19 protein-coding genes and 1 tRNA gene are annotated in these 18,620 nt (G+C 59.0%); 9 read left to right on the top strand and 11 right to left on the bottom strand.

Features of this window, described 5'->3' with window-relative positions; all coding sequences use genetic code 11:
* Positions 1-70 precede the first annotated feature (70 nt).
* Positions 71-2,626 (top strand): TRAP transporter permease, encoded by a 2,556-nt coding sequence (locus tag BN4575_RS11960; protein ID WP_068978320.1) that lies wholly within the window; start codon positions 71-73, stop codon positions 2,624-2,626.
* A 522-nt stretch (positions 2,627-3,148) separates the two neighbouring features.
* On the opposite strand, the gene BN4575_RS11955 is transcribed toward BN4575_RS11960, so the two are convergent.
* Positions 3,149-4,402 (bottom strand): phospholipase D-like domain-containing protein, encoded by a 1,254-nt coding sequence (locus BN4575_RS11955; RefSeq protein WP_068978319.1) that lies wholly within the window; start codon positions 4,400-4,402, stop codon positions 3,149-3,151.
* 73 nt (positions 4,403-4,475) lie between these two features.
* On the opposite strand from BN4575_RS11955, the gene BN4575_RS22085 reads away from it, so the two are divergent.
* A complete protein-coding gene (locus BN4575_RS22085; RefSeq protein ID WP_162850139.1) occupies positions 4,476-4,652 on the top strand; it encodes a hypothetical protein in 177 nt (58 codons plus the stop codon).
* Here BN4575_RS22085 and BN4575_RS11950 read toward each other — a convergent pair.
* From BN4575_RS11950 to tatA, 3 genes are all read right to left on the bottom strand, one after another.
* Positions 4,630-6,051, bottom strand: a complete 1,422-nt coding sequence (locus BN4575_RS11950; RefSeq protein ID WP_068978318.1) for a transglycosylase SLT domain-containing protein — start codon at positions 6,049-6,051, stop codon at positions 4,630-4,632. The two genes, BN4575_RS22085 and BN4575_RS11950, sit on opposite strands and share 23 nt — an antisense overlap.
* A gap of 226 nt (positions 6,052-6,277) precedes the next feature.
* On the bottom strand, positions 6,278-6,580 hold the full coding sequence (locus BN4575_RS11945; RefSeq protein WP_042019736.1) for a YfcZ/YiiS family protein: 303 nt from the start codon (positions 6,578-6,580) through the stop codon (positions 6,278-6,280).
* A gap of 16 nt (positions 6,581-6,596) precedes the next feature.
* A complete protein-coding gene (gene tatA, locus BN4575_RS11940; RefSeq protein WP_005339944.1) occupies positions 6,597-6,758 on the bottom strand; it encodes a twin-arginine translocase TatA/TatE family subunit in 162 nt (53 codons plus the stop codon).
* A 276-nt stretch (positions 6,759-7,034) separates the two neighbouring features.
* Here tatA and BN4575_RS11935 point away from each other — a divergent pair, with 276 nt between their 5' ends.
* Entirely contained in the window at positions 7,035-8,027 is a 993-nt protein-coding gene (locus BN4575_RS11935; protein ID WP_068978317.1) for a LysR substrate-binding domain-containing protein, read from the top strand.
* Here BN4575_RS11935 and BN4575_RS11930 read toward each other — a convergent pair.
* Together BN4575_RS11930 and BN4575_RS11925 are read right to left on the bottom strand one after the other, a co-directional pair.
* Positions 8,000-8,599, bottom strand: coding sequence for a YhgN family NAAT transporter (locus BN4575_RS11930; protein ID WP_068978316.1), 600 nt, complete (start codon positions 8,597-8,599; stop codon positions 8,000-8,002). The two genes, BN4575_RS11935 and BN4575_RS11930, sit on opposite strands and share 28 nt — an antisense overlap.
* Positions 8,600-8,698: 99 nt before the next feature.
* Positions 8,699-8,944 (bottom strand): YecH family metal-binding protein, encoded by a 246-nt coding sequence (locus BN4575_RS11925; protein WP_068978315.1) that lies wholly within the window; start codon positions 8,942-8,944, stop codon positions 8,699-8,701.
* Between the two features lie 209 nt (positions 8,945-9,153).
* Between BN4575_RS11925 and BN4575_RS11920 the strand changes: the two genes are divergently transcribed.
* Positions 9,154-10,440 (top strand): dicarboxylate/amino acid:cation symporter, encoded by a 1,287-nt coding sequence (locus BN4575_RS11920; RefSeq protein WP_042019744.1) that lies wholly within the window; start codon positions 9,154-9,156, stop codon positions 10,438-10,440.
* 11 nt (positions 10,441-10,451) lie between these two features.
* Here BN4575_RS11920 and BN4575_RS11915 read toward each other — a convergent pair whose 3' ends face one another.
* Together BN4575_RS11915 and BN4575_RS11910 are read right to left on the bottom strand one after the other, a co-directional pair.
* Positions 10,452-10,766 carry a putative signal transducing protein gene (locus tag BN4575_RS11915; protein ID WP_042019746.1) on the bottom strand — a complete coding sequence of 105 codons (315 nt, stop codon included), beginning with the start codon at positions 10,764-10,766 and terminating at the stop codon, positions 10,452-10,454.
* 9 nt (positions 10,767-10,775) lie between these two features.
* On the bottom strand, positions 10,776-11,678 hold the full coding sequence (locus BN4575_RS11910; RefSeq protein ID WP_068978314.1) for a LysR family transcriptional regulator: 903 nt from the start codon (positions 11,676-11,678) through the stop codon (positions 10,776-10,778).
* Between the two features lie 97 nt (positions 11,679-11,775).
* On the opposite strand from BN4575_RS11910, the gene BN4575_RS11905 reads away from it, so the two are divergent.
* Together BN4575_RS11905 and BN4575_RS11900 are read left to right on the top strand one after the other, a co-directional pair.
* Positions 11,776-12,828, top strand: a complete 1,053-nt coding sequence (locus tag BN4575_RS11905; protein WP_068978313.1) for an HlyD family secretion protein — start codon at positions 11,776-11,778, stop codon at positions 12,826-12,828.
* Positions 12,828-14,381, top strand: coding sequence for a DHA2 family efflux MFS transporter permease subunit (locus tag BN4575_RS11900; protein ID WP_068978312.1), 1,554 nt, complete (start codon positions 12,828-12,830; stop codon positions 14,379-14,381). Before BN4575_RS11905 ends, BN4575_RS11900 begins: the two co-directional genes overlap by 1 nt.
* Before the next feature lie 79 nt (positions 14,382-14,460).
* Here the strand turns inward: BN4575_RS11900 and BN4575_RS11895 are convergent, their stop codons facing one another.
* The gene (locus BN4575_RS11895) at positions 14,461-15,087 is read right to left on the bottom strand and encodes a lysoplasmalogenase (RefSeq protein ID WP_042019753.1); all 627 of its coding nucleotides are present in this window, start codon (positions 15,085-15,087) and stop codon (positions 14,461-14,463) included.
* Between the two features lie 187 nt (positions 15,088-15,274).
* Here BN4575_RS11895 and BN4575_RS21760 point away from each other — a divergent pair, with 187 nt between their 5' ends.
* Positions 15,275-15,415, top strand: a complete 141-nt coding sequence (locus BN4575_RS21760) for a hypothetical protein (protein WP_172953930.1) — start codon at positions 15,275-15,277, stop codon at positions 15,413-15,415.
* A 211-nt stretch (positions 15,416-15,626) separates the two neighbouring features.
* On the opposite strand, the gene BN4575_RS11890 is transcribed toward BN4575_RS21760, so the two are convergent.
* Positions 15,627-16,745, bottom strand: coding sequence for a fatty acid desaturase (locus BN4575_RS11890; protein ID WP_068978311.1), 1,119 nt, complete (start codon positions 16,743-16,745; stop codon positions 15,627-15,629).
* Positions 16,746-16,892: 147 nt separating this feature from the next.
* Between BN4575_RS11890 and fabR the strand changes: the two genes are divergently transcribed.
* Together fabR and BN4575_RS11880 are read left to right on the top strand one after the other, a co-directional pair.
* Entirely contained in the window at positions 16,893-17,513 is a 621-nt protein-coding gene (fabR, locus tag BN4575_RS11885) for an HTH-type transcriptional repressor FabR (protein ID WP_042019757.1), read from the top strand.
* Positions 17,514-17,532: 19 nt separating this feature from the next.
* On the top strand, positions 17,533-17,898 hold the full coding sequence (locus BN4575_RS11880) for a YijD family membrane protein (RefSeq protein ID WP_068978310.1): 366 nt from the start codon (positions 17,533-17,535) through the stop codon (positions 17,896-17,898).
* 476 nt (positions 17,899-18,374) lie between these two features.
* Here BN4575_RS11880 and BN4575_RS11875 read toward each other — a convergent pair.
* Positions 18,375-18,451 (bottom strand) — tRNA-Asp (locus BN4575_RS11875).
* Positions 18,452-18,620 lie beyond the last annotated feature (169 nt).

Here is an 18,620-nt window from a genome sequence, read left to right as displayed (position 1 = left end):
ACACCCGTCTGCCGCCTGATTGCGGAGGCGGGTGTCGCTCTTGTTGTACTCGCTGGCACAAGTTAACCCTATGCAAGATAACCAACTTTCTACCGAGGAACTGATCGCCCAGGATGTGGGCGCTCGTCTGCCGTTAGGCCCGCTGGGCTGGATCATCACCGCCCTGGCGCTGGCCTGGTCGCTGTTCCAGCTCTGGATCGCCTCGCCACTCCCCTTCATGGTGGGCTTTGGCGTCCTCAATGACACCGAAACCCGATCCATTCACCTCACCTTTGCCCTGTTGCTGGCCTTTCTGGTGTTCCCGGCATTTCGCTCTTCGCCGCGAGATCGGGTGCCACTCAGCGATATCGCCCTCGGCCTGATCGCCGCGGGTGCCGCCGCCTATCTGTTTGTGATGTACGAAGCGCTGGCACTGCGTCCCGGTACCCTCACCACCGCCGATCTGGTGACCGCCTGTATCGGTCTGCCACTACTGCTGGAAGCGGCGCGCCGCGCGCTGGGGCCAGCACTGGCGGTCATCGCCATCGTCTTTCTGGTCTACAGCCTGGCGGGCCCCTGGATGCCGGGACTGCTGGCACACCGCGGGGTCAGCTTCAGCGCACTGGCCAACCATCAGTGGATCACCACCGAAGGGGTGTTTGGCATCGCCCTCGGCGTCTCCACCAGCTTCGTGTTCCTGTTCGTGCTGTTCGGCGCCCTGCTGGAGCGGGCCGGTGCTGGTCACTACTTTATCCAGCTTGCCTTCAGCCTGCTCGGTCACCTGCGCGGCGGCCCGGCCAAGGCGGCAGTGGTTGCCTCCGGCCTGACCGGCCTGATCTCCGGCTCGTCGATTGCCAACGTGGTGACCACCGGCACCTTCACCATCCCGATGATGAAGAAGGTGGGCTTCAGTTCAGAGAAGGCGGGGGCGGTCGAAGTGGCCTCCTCGGTCAACGGCCAGATCATGCCACCTGTGATGGGGGCCGCCGCCTTCCTGATGGTGGAGTATGTGGGCATTCCCTATGTGGAGATCATCAAGCACGCCTTCCTGCCTGCCACCATCTCCTATATCGCGCTGCTCTACATCGTCCATCTGGAGGCGCTGAAACTGGGCATGCAGCCCATCGGTGGCCATCAGCCCAAACCCTGGCTGCACCGCCTGACCGGCTTTGCCTTTGGCGCGGCCCTCATCAGCGGCCTGTCGCTGGCGGTCTATTATGGCCTCGGCTGGCTCAAACCGGTGCTGGGTGACTACGCCCTGCCGGGGATCAGCCTGCTGCTGGCGCTGGCCTATCTGGGACTGCTGAAGATCGCCGCCAGCAACGAACCGCTGGCGGCGGAAGATCCCGACAAGCCGCTCACCGAACTGCCCGAGACCCGTGCCGTGCTGCTCTCCGGTCTGCATTTCATGCTGCCGGTGGTGGTACTGGTATGGTGCCTGATGGTGGAGCGCCTCTCACCTGGGTTGTCGGCCTTCTGGGGCACAGTGATGCTGGTGATCATCCTGCTGACCCAGCGCCCGCTGCTCAACTGGCTGCGCCAGGACGGCAAGCACGACTATGGCACCGTCGCTGACGGCGTAGTGGATCTGCGGGAAGGGCTGGTCGCCGGTGCTCGCAACATGATCGGTATCGGCATTGCCACCGCCACTGCGGGGATTATCGTGGGTGCGGTTTCCCAGACCGGGGTCGGTCTGGTGCTGGCGGATCTGGTGGAGTTCCTCTCCATGGGCAACCTGCTGCTGATGCTGCTGCTGACCGCTCTGCTGAGCCTGATCCTCGGCATGGGGCTGCCGACCACTGCCAACTACATAGTGGTATCCAGCCTGCTGGCGCCGGTGGTGGTGACGCTGGGGCAGCAGAACGGGCTGATCGTGCCGCTGATCGCGGTGCACCTGTTCGTCTTCTACTTCGGCATCATGGCGGATGTGACGCCGCCGGTGGGGCTGGCCTCCTTCGCGGCAGCAGCTGTCTCCAAGGGGGACCCCATCAAGACCGGGATCACCGCCTTCTACTACAGCTTGCGTACCGCAGCGCTGCCGTTCCTGTTCATCTTCAACACCGATCTGCTGCTGATCGACGTGGACTTCGCCCACGGGGTGCTGATCTTCATGGTGGCGACCATCGCCATGCTGATCTTCGCCGCCGCGACCCAGGGCTGGTTCCTGGTGAAGAGCCGCTGGTACGAGAGCGTGCTGCTGCTGCTGGTCGCCTTTACCCTGTTCCGCCCGGGTTTCTGGATGGACATGGTGCACGATCCCTATCGCGAGAGCCCGCCTGCCCAGCTGGCCCAAACCATGGGTGAAGTGGAGGCGGAGAGCACCCTGCGGCTGCGGATCCTCGGTGAAGATGCGGTGGGCAAACCGCGCAAATTCACCCTGCTGGTCGCCGTACCGGATGGGGCGGATGGCGAGGAGCGGCTGGCCAATCTGGGGCTGAGCCTCTATGAGCAGGATGGCAAGACGCTGATCGACAACGTTACCTTTGGCAGCCCGGCCGCCACCATGGGGCTGGAGTTCGATCAGGAGATCCTCACCGTCAAGGCGCCGACCGAACGCTGGACCAAGGAGTGGATGTGGATCCCGGGCTTCCTGCTGTTCGGGGTGATCGTCTGGCTGCAGCGCCGTCGCAGCATCAAGGCCGGTTAATCCGCCGAGAAAATGAGACCGAGGGCCGCTATTGCGGCCCTCTTTTTATTGCCTTGCCCTCTGTGGCTCTTGCGATGGGCGGTAGTCATGGAAAAAGCTAAACGGTGGCGAGCGGCCAAAAAAAGTGGGGTGACATGTCCATGTCACCCCCTCGCAAATAGCATGTTCCATATTGGAGTAAGGCCACGCCAGGTCTCTGTTTGACTTTCCGATAGTTCGCGACCCATCTGAAGTGTGCGCCAATTGCAGTTATGCAAGTGGCCAGCTACCCGTAACAACCCTCATCCACACGGCAGACAAGCCGCCGTGTTTGTCCTTGCAACTGAAATATTACGCAGAAAAACAAAATAAAAAACGTTTTTATGCCCATTCCATTCACATCTGAGTACAAAAAACAGCCTTATCATCACTGCTAAATTGTTATAAAACAGCTAGATAGCCTCACTGATGGTTATTCACCCGCAAGGGCCATCTGCAATGACTTACAAGGCTTTGCGAGATCTCGCACAAAAAATGGCCGCCTCACAACCAGCGGCGCAGCGGCAACCAGTCGCTCAGGCGGGCTATCAGCCGCCTTGACCACCCCTCGGGTTTGCGCGGTGATCCGCCAGCCTGATCCTGCCAGCGAGCCAACCACGTTCGCAGTGCCTCGCAGATCGGCGGGCAGTGCAGATGCAGCATCAGTTCGGTATTGAGAAACAGCGAGCGAGGATCGAGGTTGAGGCTGCCAAACAGCGCCCGCTCCTCCCCCAGCAGGATCAGCTTGGCGTGCAGGCTGCCGTGGCCATGGTCAAACTCGGCGACCCGGATCCCTTGGCGCAGCAACCAGCCGAGATAACGCTGATAGGCGCCATAGACCAGCGGCACATCGGTGCTGGCCAGCGAGTTGGTGAGAATGTCGATGGCGACCCCCTGCTGGCGCAGTCGCGCCAGACGATGGCGAAATCCACGGGTGAGAATGAGATAAGGGGTGACCAACGCCAAGCGGTGGGGATTATTTGCCAACTGGCGCCACAGCTGGCGAGCGGTGGTGGGACGGGAGATAAGTCCCTTGCCGGGACGGTCGAACCACACCTCGGCCCGCCCCTCATGCCATTGCAGCGGCAAATCGCGCTCGTCAAACAGCGCCGCAGGCAGATCGTAGACCGTCGCCACTGCCGGATCCGTCATGGTAAACAGGAAGTCGTTGACCACCTCTATTTCGGCGGGCAGCAGCTCGCGGCGCAGCAGATGGCGGATGGGGTGACTCCAGCGGCTGTGCCAGAACTGCTCGAACCCCTGCACCATCTGCTGGCACAGTCCCCCCTGACAGGCGAGATCGAGATCCACGAAGGGAGCTTGCGGATCCAGACCGAAGTAGCGATCGCCTATGTTGCGCCCGCCGATCAGCGCCAGCTTGCCATCCACCAGCAGCAGTTTGTTATGCATCCGGTGGTTGATACGGCGAAAGCTGAGCAGCCCTTCCAGCAGCAAGGCCAGCGGCCGCCAGCCCCGCAACCAGAAGGGGTTGAACAGCCGCACCTCGATCCCCGGGTAGTGAGCCACCATTTCCAGAAAGCGGTTGTCACCGGCATAGAGATCATCCACCAGCAACTGTACCTTGACGCCACGCCGGGCGGCGTGAAGCAGCTCGCTCAGCAGCAGCTTGCCGCTGCTGTCCTCCTCCCAGCTGTAGTACTGCGCCTGGATCCGCTCTCGGGCATGGCGGATCCAGTGGCAACGCACCTTGAGCGCCAGCAGGGGATCATCGATCAGGGCAAAGGATCCGGGGATCATGGTGTCATCCTGCTGTCATGGCCGGGTGTCATAACGCTGGCGAGCCTCTTCACATATTCAAAAGGAGTTGCTGATGGAACTGCATGATACCCCGATGTTGCGCTATCTGGGCCAGCTCAGCCAGCCAGATCTCATCCCGGCCACCGGCCCCGCCCACTGGTTTTTGCAACACAGGGACGGTGGCTGGCAATTACCGACCGTGCAGGCGACCCTGCCGGTTAACCGGCTCAGGGTTGAGCCGCTTCGATAGCGGCAGCCTTGCCCTCGATCTGGGGCAGGCTGAAACGATAGGCCACGTAGTACTTGTAGATGGTGCCGACATAGTTGATCGGCCCCTGCCCCACTTCGTTCGCCACCAGTTGATCCACGTTGCCAAACCAGACGTTGGGATCGAGCCCCAGCTTCTCTGCCTTGCCCCGCAGCGCCTGAACCCGGTTCGGCCCCGCGTTATAGGCGGCGAGGGCAAACAGGTGGCGGTTGAGCCGATCCAGTTTGGGATCATTGAAGTAGGTATCGAGGATCAACCGCATGTAGCGGCAGGCGGCCTCCACATTACCCTCCAGCGTGGTCAGCCTGGCGCCGTTGATGCCGACCTCCCGCCCCGTGCTGGGCAGCAGCTGCATGAGGCCCACGGCCCCCTTGTGCGAGCGCACCTTGGGATTGAGGCCAGACTCCTTGTAGCCGAGCGCCGCCAGCATCAGCCAATCGAGATCGTATTGATTGGCGTACTTCTCCAGCACCTTGCGAATAGTCGCCAGTCGCCCCATGGGATCCGGCGCCAGTATGTTGCTCATCTGATCGCTGTGAACCAGCAACCGCCGCAAGGTGATATCACTATAAAGACTGTGACTGCTGACGCTCGCCAGATAGCCGTTGACCGCCTTGAGCAGCTCGGGGCTGTTCTTGCGCAGCGCCCAGGCGCTGGCGCCATTGCTGCGCAGCGGTACCAGCTTGTGGGCCTTGAGGCCGGAGATCATGCCCCCCAGCCAGATCCGTCCCTTGTAGCTATCGGTCACCGTCAGGGGAATAATGCCGGCGGCCACCATCTCCAGCAGATCGCCATCTTGCAGGTATTCGGGCACCGTCTCGATATAGACGGGGGGCAGCCCCAGTTCGCGAAACAGCCAGTTGAGCTGGCGCAGACTCTCGTAGTAGCTGGAGCTGGCGCGTACCCAGACCCGTCTGCCGGAGAGCTGGGTAATGCGGCTGAAGGCGGGCAGGCCCTTCTGGCTCACCACCCACTCCTCGATGGAAGAGATGAGCGGCCGAGAGAAGGCCACCTGTTCACGCCGGGTCGGGGTTACCGTCATGGTCGCCGCCACCAGATCGCCGCGCCCCTCGGCCAGATAGTCCAGCAGCTTGTCCTGACGCACCGGGATGTAGACCACCTTGAGCTTGACCTTCTCTTTGGCGAGATAGGTCTTGTTCAGCCAACGCTCGAACCCTTGCAGCTGATTGACCAGAATGCCGTACTGGGAGCCACGATCGAGAAAATAGAAGCCGCGCTCATAGACCACCAAGGCCCTGAGTTCGCGTTTTTGCAGAATGCTGTCGAGGTCCCCGGGTTGGGGCAGACGCAGTGGCTTGAGTTCAGCCGCCAGCAGGGGAAAACAGCAGAGGGCCAGCAGAGCCCAGATCCAGCGCCCCATCACGATGGCTCCTGCGCTGACGTCACTCCTGCTGCTTGTTGGCAGCAAGGATCACGATAGAAGGTGGGATTGGGGGCAGAGATCCATCGCTGCGTCATGATGTTTACGCCTTCTGTTGGCCGACTCGCGCCGGGCAAAAACGTCTGTGGGGTAGAGTAACTATAGAACGGCGACCCACAGCAGAAGGGTCAACACGGCAGGCTGTGCTGCCGTGTTATCACATTAATCAGATAGAGCGGGCACGCAGCTCAAAAATGAGCTTTTCAGCGGTGCAGGTAAACTGCAGGCGGGCTTTCAGGATCACGCCGTTGGCGCCCTGGGTCAGTTCGCTGCTCACTTGGGCTTCGGCAGTGACCTGTTTGGCCAGTGCTTCATAGGCAGCCAGTTTGGCACGGGCATCAGCTTCGGTCGCGGCTTCAATCGCCAGCTCCATCACCTCATCACCTTCACCTATGATGGTGCCGATCTCGGCAAAACAGCCGCAGCTGTCACAGGTTTCGTTCAATTCTACTTTTTCGTCTACAGACATTTTCTACTCCTACTGCTTATTTCGGATGATTTGCGTCGTCACGCATCGCCTTGCGAAAATCTTTGATGGCGGTCCCCAGATCCTCACCTGCACTGGCAAGACGTTTGCTGCCGAAAACCAGCACGACTACCAGCAAGAGGATCAACATATGCCAGATATGAATTCCACCGAGTCCCATAGGGATACTCCCTCACAAAGAGATATCTATCAGTTGTATCAAAATAGAGCGCAGGGATTGTTGGGCAAAATCAAGGCGGGCGCAAGTGAGCAAATAAATCATAACCAAAAAATAGGGCGACCCAAAGGTCGCCATATTGATTGTGCTACGTGTCCCCTCAACCGCTACATCCTGTACCAGTGGCTCATGCGAACCTGAGACCATTTGAGGATAAGATCGCCAAGATATGAAAACAAATGGTATAAATTCATCTTAGAATTGAATGAGATTCATATCATGCTACTGGAACAACTGGGTCGCATCGACCTCAATCTGCTGATTATCCTGCAGGTGCTGCTGGAAGAGCGCAACGGCAGCAAGGCAGCACGCCGCCTTCATCTAAGCCAGTCCGCCGTCAGCAAGGCGCTCGGTCGCCTGCGTGACACTTTCGATGATCCTCTCTTTATCCGCTCAGCCTACGGGCTGGAACCCACTGGTCGCGCCCTTGCGTTGCAGCAGCAGTTGCAACCCATCCTGCTGTCGCTGGACAACCTGATCCAGCCGCCCGAGTTCGATCCCGCCAGCTCGGAGCGGGAATTCGTCATTGCCAGCATGGACAGCGCCTTTACCCTGTTTGCACCACTGTACTTGAGCGAGCTGAAACGGCAGGCACCACGGATCCGCTTGCGCTATGAGGAGTGGACCGAAACCAGCCTGACCGAGATGAGTCAGGGGCAGGTGGATATCGCCTTCGCGGTACGGGAAAACTGCATCAGCTCCGATTACCGGCTCGACACCCTGCCCGGCAACATCTGCCAGCGACTGCTGGCCGTCGATGATCTCACCTGTCTGGTACAGCAGCACCATCCCGCTTTGCGAGAGCCCAACTGGAATCTGGATCACTACCTCAGCTATCCCCATGTGCAGACCTACTGCGAGGGGCGGGATCGCTGGATGCTGGACCACAAGCTGGCAGAGCAAGATCTCTACCGCCGCATCGAGGCTACCGTCCCCTCCTTCGAGGCCGCACTGCGAATGGGGATGCACTCCGACATGATTGTGACCCTCTCCAGGCTCTACGCGCGCCATGCAACCCAGGTCTATCCGCTGTTGCAACTACCGCTGCCCATCGGGTTGGACAGCATCTCCCACCTGCTGATCTGGCATCAGCGCCACAGCGAGGATCCGGGCCATCGCTGGCTGCGGGAGCTGCTGCTGACCCAGATCATGAGTCAGCTACAACCAGCTTCAGGCCACCAAGATCAGGGGATGGCGGTCACCGAAAGATAGTGGTGTACCCCATCCAGCAGCATCTGGACCGAGATCATCACCAGCAGCATGCCCATCAGCCGCTCTACCGCCGTGAGCCCTCGCTCACCAAGCAGCTTGTTGAATACCTCGTAGAACATCAGGATCACCGCGCTGGCAGCCCAGGCAATAAAGAGTGCCAGCGACCAGTCCACCATCCGGGCGGGTTCCTGATTGGCCAGTAGCATCAGGGAGGCCAGGATCGAGGGACCGGCGATCATCGGGATCGCCATCGGCACCAGGAAAGGCTCCTCACCTGCCGCCAGCCCGGTGACGCCCCCTTCACTGGGGAAGATCATCTTGATGGCGATCAGGAACAGGATAATGCCGCCGGCAATGCTGACCGCCTCCTGCCGCAGGTTGAGGAAACCGAGGATCTGCTGACCGACAAACAGGAACAGCATCATGATCGCCAGCGAGAAGAGCAGTTCGCGGATCATCACCTTGCGCCGCCGCTTGGGATCGATATGACGCAAGATAGAGAGGAACACCGGCAGGTTGCCCAGCGGATCCATGATCAGAAACAGCATGACTGCGGCAGAGAAAGTATCCATACAACGCCCTGGCTACGCCTTGAATAGGGAAAAGAGAGGGGGCGAAATATAGCAAAAGGCGAAGAATTCAGCGAGCGCCATGATGCGCTCGCAGGAGAGTCAACCGTGGTTGCAGATCTTGTCGGCGCGGGTCTGGAAGCCGTCGGCCGAGTCGATGAATTTGCCGCGGGCGGCCAGAAAGTCGATCAACGCCTCCCCGTCCATCTCGCTGGCGCTACAGGTATGAAACCGCGCATCGGCCCCGAACCGTTCCGCCATCGCCTGCTTGAGGCTGGCGCGGCTAAATTGCCCCCCTTGCTCCAGCATCATCTCCATCACTTCATGACCATGTACCGATTGCGACATTTTCCACCCCAGTAATAAATATACAGAATGTACATTAAAGCCTGCCTCGCATCGGGAGACCTTGATGTAAACCAACAAACCGCGCATTAGCTGACCAGAGGGGTGGTCAGCGCCCACGCTTTGTCGATAATGTGGCAACCCGGTGCAGGGATCGCTACACTGGCGCCCCATTTTAGCCATCGCAGACAATTTATAAGGATATTGGCGTCATGCAGTTCCATGGAGAGGCTATCAAGCCCTGGCAGATCTGGACTCGTCGTCCGCTCTGGCTCAAGACCCTGATCGGCATGTTGCTGGGGGTCGGCCTCGGGGTCGGCATTGAAGAGCAAGCCTTGCTGCTCAAGCCCATTGGCGTGTTGTTCGTCAACACTATCCAGATGCTGATGGTGCCCCTCATCTTCTGCTCGGTCATCGCTGGCCTCACCTCGCTGCTCAAGGGCAAGGCCCTGGATCGCATCGGCATCAAGGCCATCTGCCTCTACTTCTGCTCCACCGCCATCGCCATTTGCATTGGCCTGATGATGGGCTGGCTGCTGGAGCCGGGCGTGGGCGCCGACATGGGCCCCTATCTGCGGCCCGGAGCGATGCTGGAGTCACCCTCGCTAGCCAACGTGCTCGGCTACCTGGTGCCAAGCAATCCGGTGCAAGCGATGGTGGATGGAAAAATTCTGCAGGTGATCGTCTTTGCGGTTGCGCTGGCGGTGGCCCTCAACGCCTGTGGTCGTCGTGGCCGTCCTGCCATTCTCTTTTTCACCTCGCTGGCCGAGGGGATGTTCAAGCTGACCCAGATGGTGATGGCGCTCGCGCCCTACGGAGTCTGCGCCCTGATGGCCTGGATGACCAGCAAGTACGGCCTCGAGCTGCTGCTGCCGCTGCTCAAGGTGATCGGCGCTGTCTACCTCGGTTGCCTGCTGCACGTGCTCGGGGTCTACAGCACCCTGTTGCTCCTGCTGGCACGGCTCAATCCGCTGCACTACTTCAAGAGCATCGTCGATGCCCAGGCAGTGGCCTTCACCAGCAGCTCCAGCAACAACACCCTGCCCATCACTCTGGCCTGCGCCGAGCAGCGGCTGGGTGTCTCGCCCACTATTACCGCCAAGGTGCTGCCCATCGGTGCCACCATCAACATGGATGGCACCGCCCTCTATCAGGGAGTCACCGCGCTGTTCGTGGCACAGGCGTTCGGGGTAGATCTGCACATGGTGGATTACCTGACCATCATCAGCATCGCCACCCTGGCCAGTATCGGCACGGCAGGCACCCCGGGCACCGGGCTAATGCTGCTGACCCTGACCCTGACGGCGGTCGGTTTGCCGCTGGAAGGAGTGGCGCTGATTGCAGGTATTGACCGGATCCTCGACATGGCGCGCACTACGGTCAATGTATCGGGGGATATTCTGGTATCTGTGCTGATCGCCCGCAGCGAGAACGAGCTGGATCTGACGACCTACCATGATGCCAGCGCAGGGGAAGATATCGAGTTCCCGCTGCGCTAGCGGAAGAGAGATCAGCTGTCGTGGGGATCGTGATGACAGCGCCAGCAGACCTCAAAGTTGGCGCCATTCTCCTCCCCGCACTGGCCACAGAGCCAGCCATTACCCTGACGCTGCTGGTAACGCTCGATGACCCTCCCCGCCTTGCTGCGGTCTTCGCCACGCACCAGCAGGGTCACCTGCAACATGTCTACCGGCAGGTCTCCCAGGGCGCCAAACAGTCCATCGCCATTGAGCCGCACCACCACCCCTTCCGCCTCCAGTGCCCCTTTCAGGGCGTGGGCCTCCAGGGTATGAGAAGCGCGATAAAGATTGATCCAGTTATCCATAGCTCCCCCTTACAACAACTTGTCGATGCCAAACTCGGCGCTATTTTCCATCATGAAATCGATAAATACCCGCAACTTGCGCGGCATCAGCCGCCGTTCCGGAAACAGCAGGTAAATCGGCACCCTGGGCTGCTGCCAGTCCGGCAGCAAGATCACCAGTTCGCCACTGGCCAGCTCTTCCTGACAAAGCATAGCGGGTAGTGAAGCCAAGCCGATCCCCGCCTTCGCCGCCTCCCGAGCACAGGTAATATTATTGACCCGAAAACGAGATGGGGGGTCAACCAGCACCTCTTTACCATCTCGGTCGAAACACCAGTGAGAAGCGAGAAAGCCACTGCTCACCGTAACCCGCTCATGGTCGGTTAAATCCTCTGGCCGGGTAATGGCCGGACTACGCGCCAGATAGTCAGGGCTGGCACAGAGCAGCCGACCCGTGCTCCAGAGTCGCAGCGCCGCCAGATTGGAGTCGCTCATGTCACCGACCCGCACCACCGCATCAAGCCCTTCGCTGATGGGATCGATCACCCGGTTGGTCAACTCCAGCTCTACCTGCAAGCCGGGATAGACCTGCAAAAATTTGGCGACCATACGCCCGATCACCAACTGCCCCGTCTCGATGGGCACTGCCAGCTTGAGGGTGCCGGTCACCTCCTGCTGGCTGGCGCTCAACATCAGCTCCGCCTCGGTCAGGGCATCGACCGCTTTACTGCAGTGCAGATAGTATTTCTCCCCCTCTTCGGTCAGGGTGAGCTGACGGGTAGAACGATAGAGCAGACGTACCCCGAGCCGCTGCTCCAGTTCAGCGATACGGCGACTCACCATCGCCTTGGTCATCCCCAACTCCTGAGCGGCGGCGGTAAACGAACCTTTGTCGACAATACGCACCAGAATTAAGGCTGCATTGAGATCCATTGTTGCACCAGTGAAACTGTATATCTCGTGAACCAATACTAATCGAAACAGTCAGCCAGTGTTAGCCTGCCCGCCTTACGTTCAGGAATCCCGCCAAATGCGTCAACACCAAAAAATTCCCCTGCTAGCCGCCATGATACTGGTGCTGATCGGTCTGCTGTTCGCCGGTTACTGGTATCTGCACGGCCGCTATTTCGAAAGTACCGACAACGCCTATCTGCAAAGTGAAGTGACCGGGATCCGATCCAAACTGCCGGGCTATATCAGCGAAGTACTGGTCACCGATAACCAGCCGGTCAAAGCAGACCAGCTGATCGCCCGTCTTGACGACCGCGAATACAAAAACAAGGTGGCAGAGGCCCAAGCCAATCTGCAACTCAATCAGGCCACCGCCGAGAATCTGGCCGCCACCCGCACCCAGCAGCTGAGCCTGATCCAGCAAGCGGAGGCCAGAGTCGCCTCCGCCAGTGCCGAGCAACTGCGGGCACACCAACAAGTGAACCGGATCAGCCAGCTCAACCAGCGTCACTACAGCTCGCAAGACAGTCTGGACGAGGTGCGGGCCGGTCTGCAGGTCAATCTGGCACAGGAGCAAGAGGCCAGAGCTGCCCTGCAGGCCGCCCGCGAGCGACTACTGGTACTGGATGCCGAACGCAAACAGAATCTGGCCAGGCTGGCCCTGAGCGAAGCACAACTGGAAGAGGCGAGACTGGAGCTGACTTACACCGAACTGCGGGCACCGGCCGATGGCATCATCGGCAAGCGCAGCTTGCGGGAGGGGCTCTATGTCCAGTCCGGCATGCAGGTCGCCAGTCTGGTACCGCTACAACAGGTATGGGTCGAGGCCAACTTCAAGGAGACCCAGCTTGCCCACATGCAGCCGGGCCAGAAAGTAGAAGTGGTATTGGATGCCTACCCTGATCAGCCGGTCGAGGGGATTATCGACAGCCTCTCCCCCGCCACTGGCGCCAAGTTCGCCCTGCTGCCACCGGAGAACGCCACCGGCAACTTCACCAAAATCGTGCAGCGGGTGCCGGTCAAGATCCGCATCCCCGAGCCGGGCCCGCTGGCAGGGAAGCTGCTGCCGGGTCTCTCCAGCGAGGTGATCGTGGATACCCGTACTCCTGAAGCCGTGGTTGCCGCCAACTGATGGAACCCATTCCACGTCGCAACTGGATCGCGGTCATGGGGGGCCTTATCGGCGCCTTCATGGCCATTCTCGATATCCAGATCACCAATGCCTCCCTGAAGGACATTCAGGGGGCGCTATCAGCTACCCTGAGCGAAAGCTCCTGGATCTCCACCTCCTATCTGGTGGCAGAGATGATCGCCATCCCCCTCAGTGGCTGGCTGAGCCGCGGGCTGAGCGTGCGCCGTTACCTGCTGTGGACTACCGGCGCCTTTATTATCGCCTCCGTGCTCTGCTCGTTCAGCTGGAACCTCACCAGCATGATCATCTTCCGGGCGCTACAAGGCTTCACCGGTGGCGCGCTGATCCCGATGGCCTTCTCCCTCATTGTTACCCTGCTGCCACTGCATAAACGAGCCACCGGCATGGCGCTGTTCGGCCTCTGTGCTACCTTCGCCCCCGCCATCGGCCCTACCCTCGGTGGCTGGCTCACCGAACAGATATCGTGGCACTACATCTTTTACATGAATGTGCCGCCGGGACTGCTGGTGATGGCGATGCTGGCCTACGGGCTGGACAAGAAACCGGTGGACTGGGCAGTGATCAAGCAAGTCGATCTGATCGGCATCGTCACTATGGCACTCGGCCTGGGCCTGCTGGAGGTGGTTCTGGAGGAGGGCAACCGGGAGGACTGGTTCGGCTCGAGTTTCATCGTACGACTGGCGGTCATCTCGGCGGTGGCACTGGTGTTCTTCGTCATCAGCCAGCTTATTCGCCGTCACCCGCTGGTCAATTTGCGGCTGCTGCACAACCCGCGCTTCGCGCTGGCCTGCTTCGCCTATCTGATCCTCGGCATGGCGTTGATGGGCTCCATCTATGTGCTGCCGCTCTACATGACCCAGATCCACAACTACAACGCGCTGGAAATCGGCGAGGTGCTGATGTGGATGGGACTGCCGCAACTGCTGGTGCTGCCGCTGGTGCCCAGGTTGACCCACAAGATAGACCCGCGCTATCTGGTGAGCTTCGGCTTTCTGATCTTCGCCGTCAGCTGCTTTATGAACGTCAATATGAGTGCTGACTATGCCGGGCCACAGTTAATACAAGCGTTGATGGTACGGGCACTGGGGCAACCCTTCATCATGGTGCCGCTCTCCCTGGTCGCGACCGCCAGCCTGACCCACGACGAAATCCCCTCCTCCTCGACCCTGCTCAACGTGCTGCGCAACCTCGGTGGTGCATTCGGTATCGCCATTATCGCCACCCTGCTCGACAACGATACTCGCACTCATGTGGTGCAGATCAGCAGCACCCTGGCCGCCAGCAGTATCGAGGGGCAGAGCTATCTGCTGCAGTTGGCCCAAACCATGATGGATCAGGGATCAGGCCCGGAGATCGCCCAGCAGCAGGCACAAGCCATGCTGACCAATACCATCAACCGGGAAGCAGCCATCATGGCCTACAATCAGGTGTTCTACATCATGGGGATCTTTCTGCTGATCGCCAGCGCCCTGATGTTGCTGCTCAAATCCCCGGCCCCGCGGGCGGCGGATGCAGAACCGCTAGAGGCGTGAAAAACAGCCGGGGCATAAAACGAAAAACGGGCAAGCGCCCGTTTTTCTTTATCTGTTACCTGCACTCAACCGCCGGGCGTTAGCCCGCCAGTGACCCCGCAATCAGGAATTGTGCGGCAAAGTAACTGCTCATGACCCAGGCGCGGGCGTGGGGAAAGGGGCGGCGGAAACGATCAAGTGCCAGCATGCAGTCGGAGAAGAGGAACATCAGCGCCCCGACCAGCGCTGCCGCAGAACCTGCGGTGAGAGAGGCGTGCCAGGCACCGGCGGCAACCCAAGCCATGCCGATGATCACCAGCATGTAGCAGAAGACCGGGATCCTCATCTCCCCCAGCTTGCCCCACAAGATGCCAAACACCATGCCTGCGACCAGTAACAGCAGCAAGCCATCGACCAACTTGAGCACCAGCGGCCCCTGGGCAAAGCCGACGATATAGCAGAGGTGCGCGACAAAAAATGCGGCCAGTCCCTGAATAAAGCGATCAGTTGGCAGCATCAGCAATACATCTCCCGCTAACGAGAGGCAGAGACCGAGCAAGATCCAGGCGTGAGAACCATCGTGGTCATAACTCTGATAACCGAACGCCAGCGCAATGATCAGCAGCATGGTCAGCGGCTTGCTGATATAAAACTGGCGACTATCTGAACCGTAGGCAGCGCGGATATGCCACCAACCGGAAGCGATGATCAAGAAACTCAATAACATGCCCTGCTCCTCACCTGTTGCTCGCAGTCATACGGCAACCGTTTTTATCATGGTGCAGGGTAACAAATTCCTTGCTGCAGTGGCAGAGGTGCTTATCAAATGGGCAGACTAAGCCTAAAGTCTAATTGCCCCCTCGTGTGGTTCAGGGCATAAGAGACGGGTCTGGAGGATCACCATGGAAGAAGCTATGAAAAACTATCTACCCGCCATCGACATCATGATGTGCCATTTGGGGATCAGCTTTGAGCAAGCCTGCGAACAGCTGGGTCTCAGCCAGCAGGAGCAACAGGCACTGGATCAGTTGCAACAGCAGAGCCAAGCCAACTAGCCCTCCCGTTATTGGACATCATGATGTGCCATCTGGGGATCAGCTTTGAACAGGCCTGCGAACAGTTGGGTCTCAGCCAGCAGGAGCAACAGGCACTGGATCAGTTGCAACAGCAGAGCCAAGCCAACTAGCCCGTTCAAACATGCATACCAAAGAGAAGACCGCCAACTGGCGGTCTTCTCTTTTAGTCTGTGTGATTACCCGGACGGTATCATGCAATGCCTGCCAGCAGGCGACTCCAGTTGCGTTTACCTGCGATGAAGCCGTCCCGCAGGGCCCGGTACTCCAGTTGCAGCTTGAGGCGGTCATAACGGACCAATGCCTTGCGCTTGCGCAACTCCAGCAGCCGTTTGCGACTGGCGTAGTAGTGCTGCAATTGCTCACTCAGTTTGTCGTACTCCTCCTGCAGCAACGCCTGCCACAGCTCGCGATCTTCCTGCTTGCGCAATCTGGCTTGCGCCCGCTTCAGCTGCATCTGCAGCCGGGCCTGCTCGATACGCTCCTCCGGCGAGGATCTGAGATCCCCCGCCAGACCGCACCATGAGGCGAGCCGGATCAGCCACTTGGTCGGATCGAACTGCCACCAGTGAATGCCGTTGCGGTAGTCATTCTCGAACAGGTGGTGAAAGTTGTGGTACCCCTCGCCAAAGGTGAAAAAGGCCAGGATGCCGTTGTCGCGAGCGGTATTGCGGTCGGTATAGGGCTGACTGCCCCAGATATGGGCCAGCGAATTGATGAAGAAGGTGGTGTGGTGAGTCATCACCGTCCGCAGCACGCCCGCCAACAACAGCATGCCGAACAGGTCCCCGTGGATCAGGCCAAACAGCAGCGGCAGGCCCAGATTGGTCGCCAGCACCAGCGCCAGATAGTGGCGATGCTGAAACGCGACCACAGGGTTATTCTGCAGATCCCGCACATTGCTGTAATCGCCATAGCGCTCTCCCTGATGCTCCCGCAACATCCAGCCGATGTGGGAGTACCAGAAACCGCGCCCCGCGCTGTAGGGGTCTTTTTCGTTGTCATCCACATGACGATGGTGACGGCGGTGATCAGCTGACCAGTGCAGGGCCGAATTCTGCAATGCCAACGCACCTCCGATGGCAAACAACCACTGCAAAGCGGGGTGCGCCTTATAGGCCTTATGCGACCAGAGCCGGTGATAGCCTGCGGTGATGGAGAGACCACTCAGGCAGAACAACAACAGAAAACTGGCCCACTGCCAGAGATCGTAACCGTGGCTCACGCCGTACCAGGGCACGACAATCAGCGCCACTATCCCGGAGAGGGAAAACAGCAGGGTATTGGTCAAAATTATTGGGGGTCTGGCCATCTCATTGCATCCTTTCAGCGAACAGCTGTTAGCCATTTTCTATGGTGATTTCCTCACGGTCAATGGTAAAAAAGTAGGATACAAACCTGACCCTGAGGCGCCTTCGGGTTATCATTTGGCCTCAATAAGCTGAAGGTGACTGATTTCGTGGGTATTCGCGCTCAACAAAAAGAAAAAACCCGGCGTACATTGATCGACGCTGCATTCAGCCAACTGTGTGCCAATCGGAGTTTCTCCAATCTCAGCCTGCGGGAAGTCGCTCGTGAAGCGGGTATTGCCCCCACCTCTTTCTATCGCCACTTTCGCGACATGGAGGAGCTGGGCCTGACCCTGGTTGACGAAGGTGGCCTCACTCTGCGCCAACTGATGCGACAGGCACGCCAGCGCATTGCCGGTGGCGGCAGTGTCATCAGCACCTCGGTGCAGACCTTTATGGAATTCGTCGAGAACAACCCCAACATCTTCCGACTGCTGCTGCGGGAACGCTCCGGCACCTCGGCCGCCTTTCGTCAGGCGGTGGCGCGCGAGATCCAGCACTTCATCGCCGAGCTGACCGATTATCTGGAAGCCACCACCGAAGCACCACGGGAAGATGCCTACATCCAGGCCGAAGCCATGGTCACCATCGTCTTCAGTGCCGGTGCCGATGCGCTCGACATGACCAGCGAAGAGTGCCGGGCACTCTCCGACCGCACCATTAGCCAACTGCGGATGATCGCCATGGGCGCCGAGGTACAAAACCAGAAGCGCCGTGAACCTCACCCATGACCACAGGATGGAGAACGACATGCCTGAACAGCTTATGATCCCGAAAAAACCGCTCGCCATGGCCATGCTGATTGGCATCTGTGGTGATGCTTCTCTAACAGCACTGACCAACTCGGTCGTGCCCTTCTCCTTCTTCCCGCTGATTGCTCTCTGGCTGGCGGCCTATCAGCTGTTCCAGCACTATCGCCATGAACCCATGGTGGGCAATACCCCCATCTGCACCCTGCTCTGCTTCTTTATCGGTGCCTTCGGCCACTCCGCGCTGCTCAAGGTGCAATACCCGGAACTCGGCAGCAACTTCTTCTCCCTGATCATGATGCTGCTGCTACTGGCGGCCCTCTCCATCAAGCTGGGCCTGAGCATTGGTAGCAAAGTGAAGCCCTGATAAATCAACCAAGTGATGGCAATCACCTGATAGATAAAGAGGCCTTCCCAACGGGAAGGCCTCTTTGCTTGAACGATACCTGATTAATACGGCAATCTCGGTATTCCCAACCTAGCCAAGCTACTGGGCTTCAAGATCTATGTGCAGATGGAAGAGGGGGTGGTCAATATGGAACTGCCCTGTAGTCGGCAAGCGGCAGAAGTCTGATTTGACCACCTGCAGAGTCGTTCAAATTGCAGTGAATGAAACTGATAGGGCTCGGATATAGCCAGAAAATGGTGGAAATAATCGGCTATCTGGCACTCTTACTTGGCAGAGAAAAACCAGATATTGGTGGCTTAACGCGCTAAAAATACAAAAGCCCGGTTATGAAACCGGGCTTTGTGTTGATTCTTGCGTACAAACCTGTGGGACTTATGGACAAAAACCACCTATAGCAAAAAAGGCCTTCCCAATCGGGAAGGCCTTCAAATTAGTGGCGGAGCGGACGGGACTCGAACCCGCGACCCCCGGCGTGACAGGCCGGTATTCTAACCAACTGAACTACCGCTCCGCTATTTGGTTAGCTTTTCGCTAAATCTTTTGCCGCTTATCAGAGGTGTCATCCTCGCAGCCGGTTATATGATTTCTCACATCACCGTTTAATTGGGTGCCTGGCAGTGTCCTACTCTCGCATGGCGAATGCCACACTACCATCGGCGCTACCGCGTTTCACTTCTGAG

This window comes from Aeromonas sp. EERV15 (genome assembly GCF_900079845.1).
Classification (GTDB): Bacteria; Pseudomonadota; Gammaproteobacteria; order Enterobacterales; family Aeromonadaceae; genus Aeromonas; species Aeromonas sobria.
The sequence above is the reverse complement of the archived record's forward strand: the minus strand, read 5'-3'. Positions and strand labels throughout refer to the sequence as shown.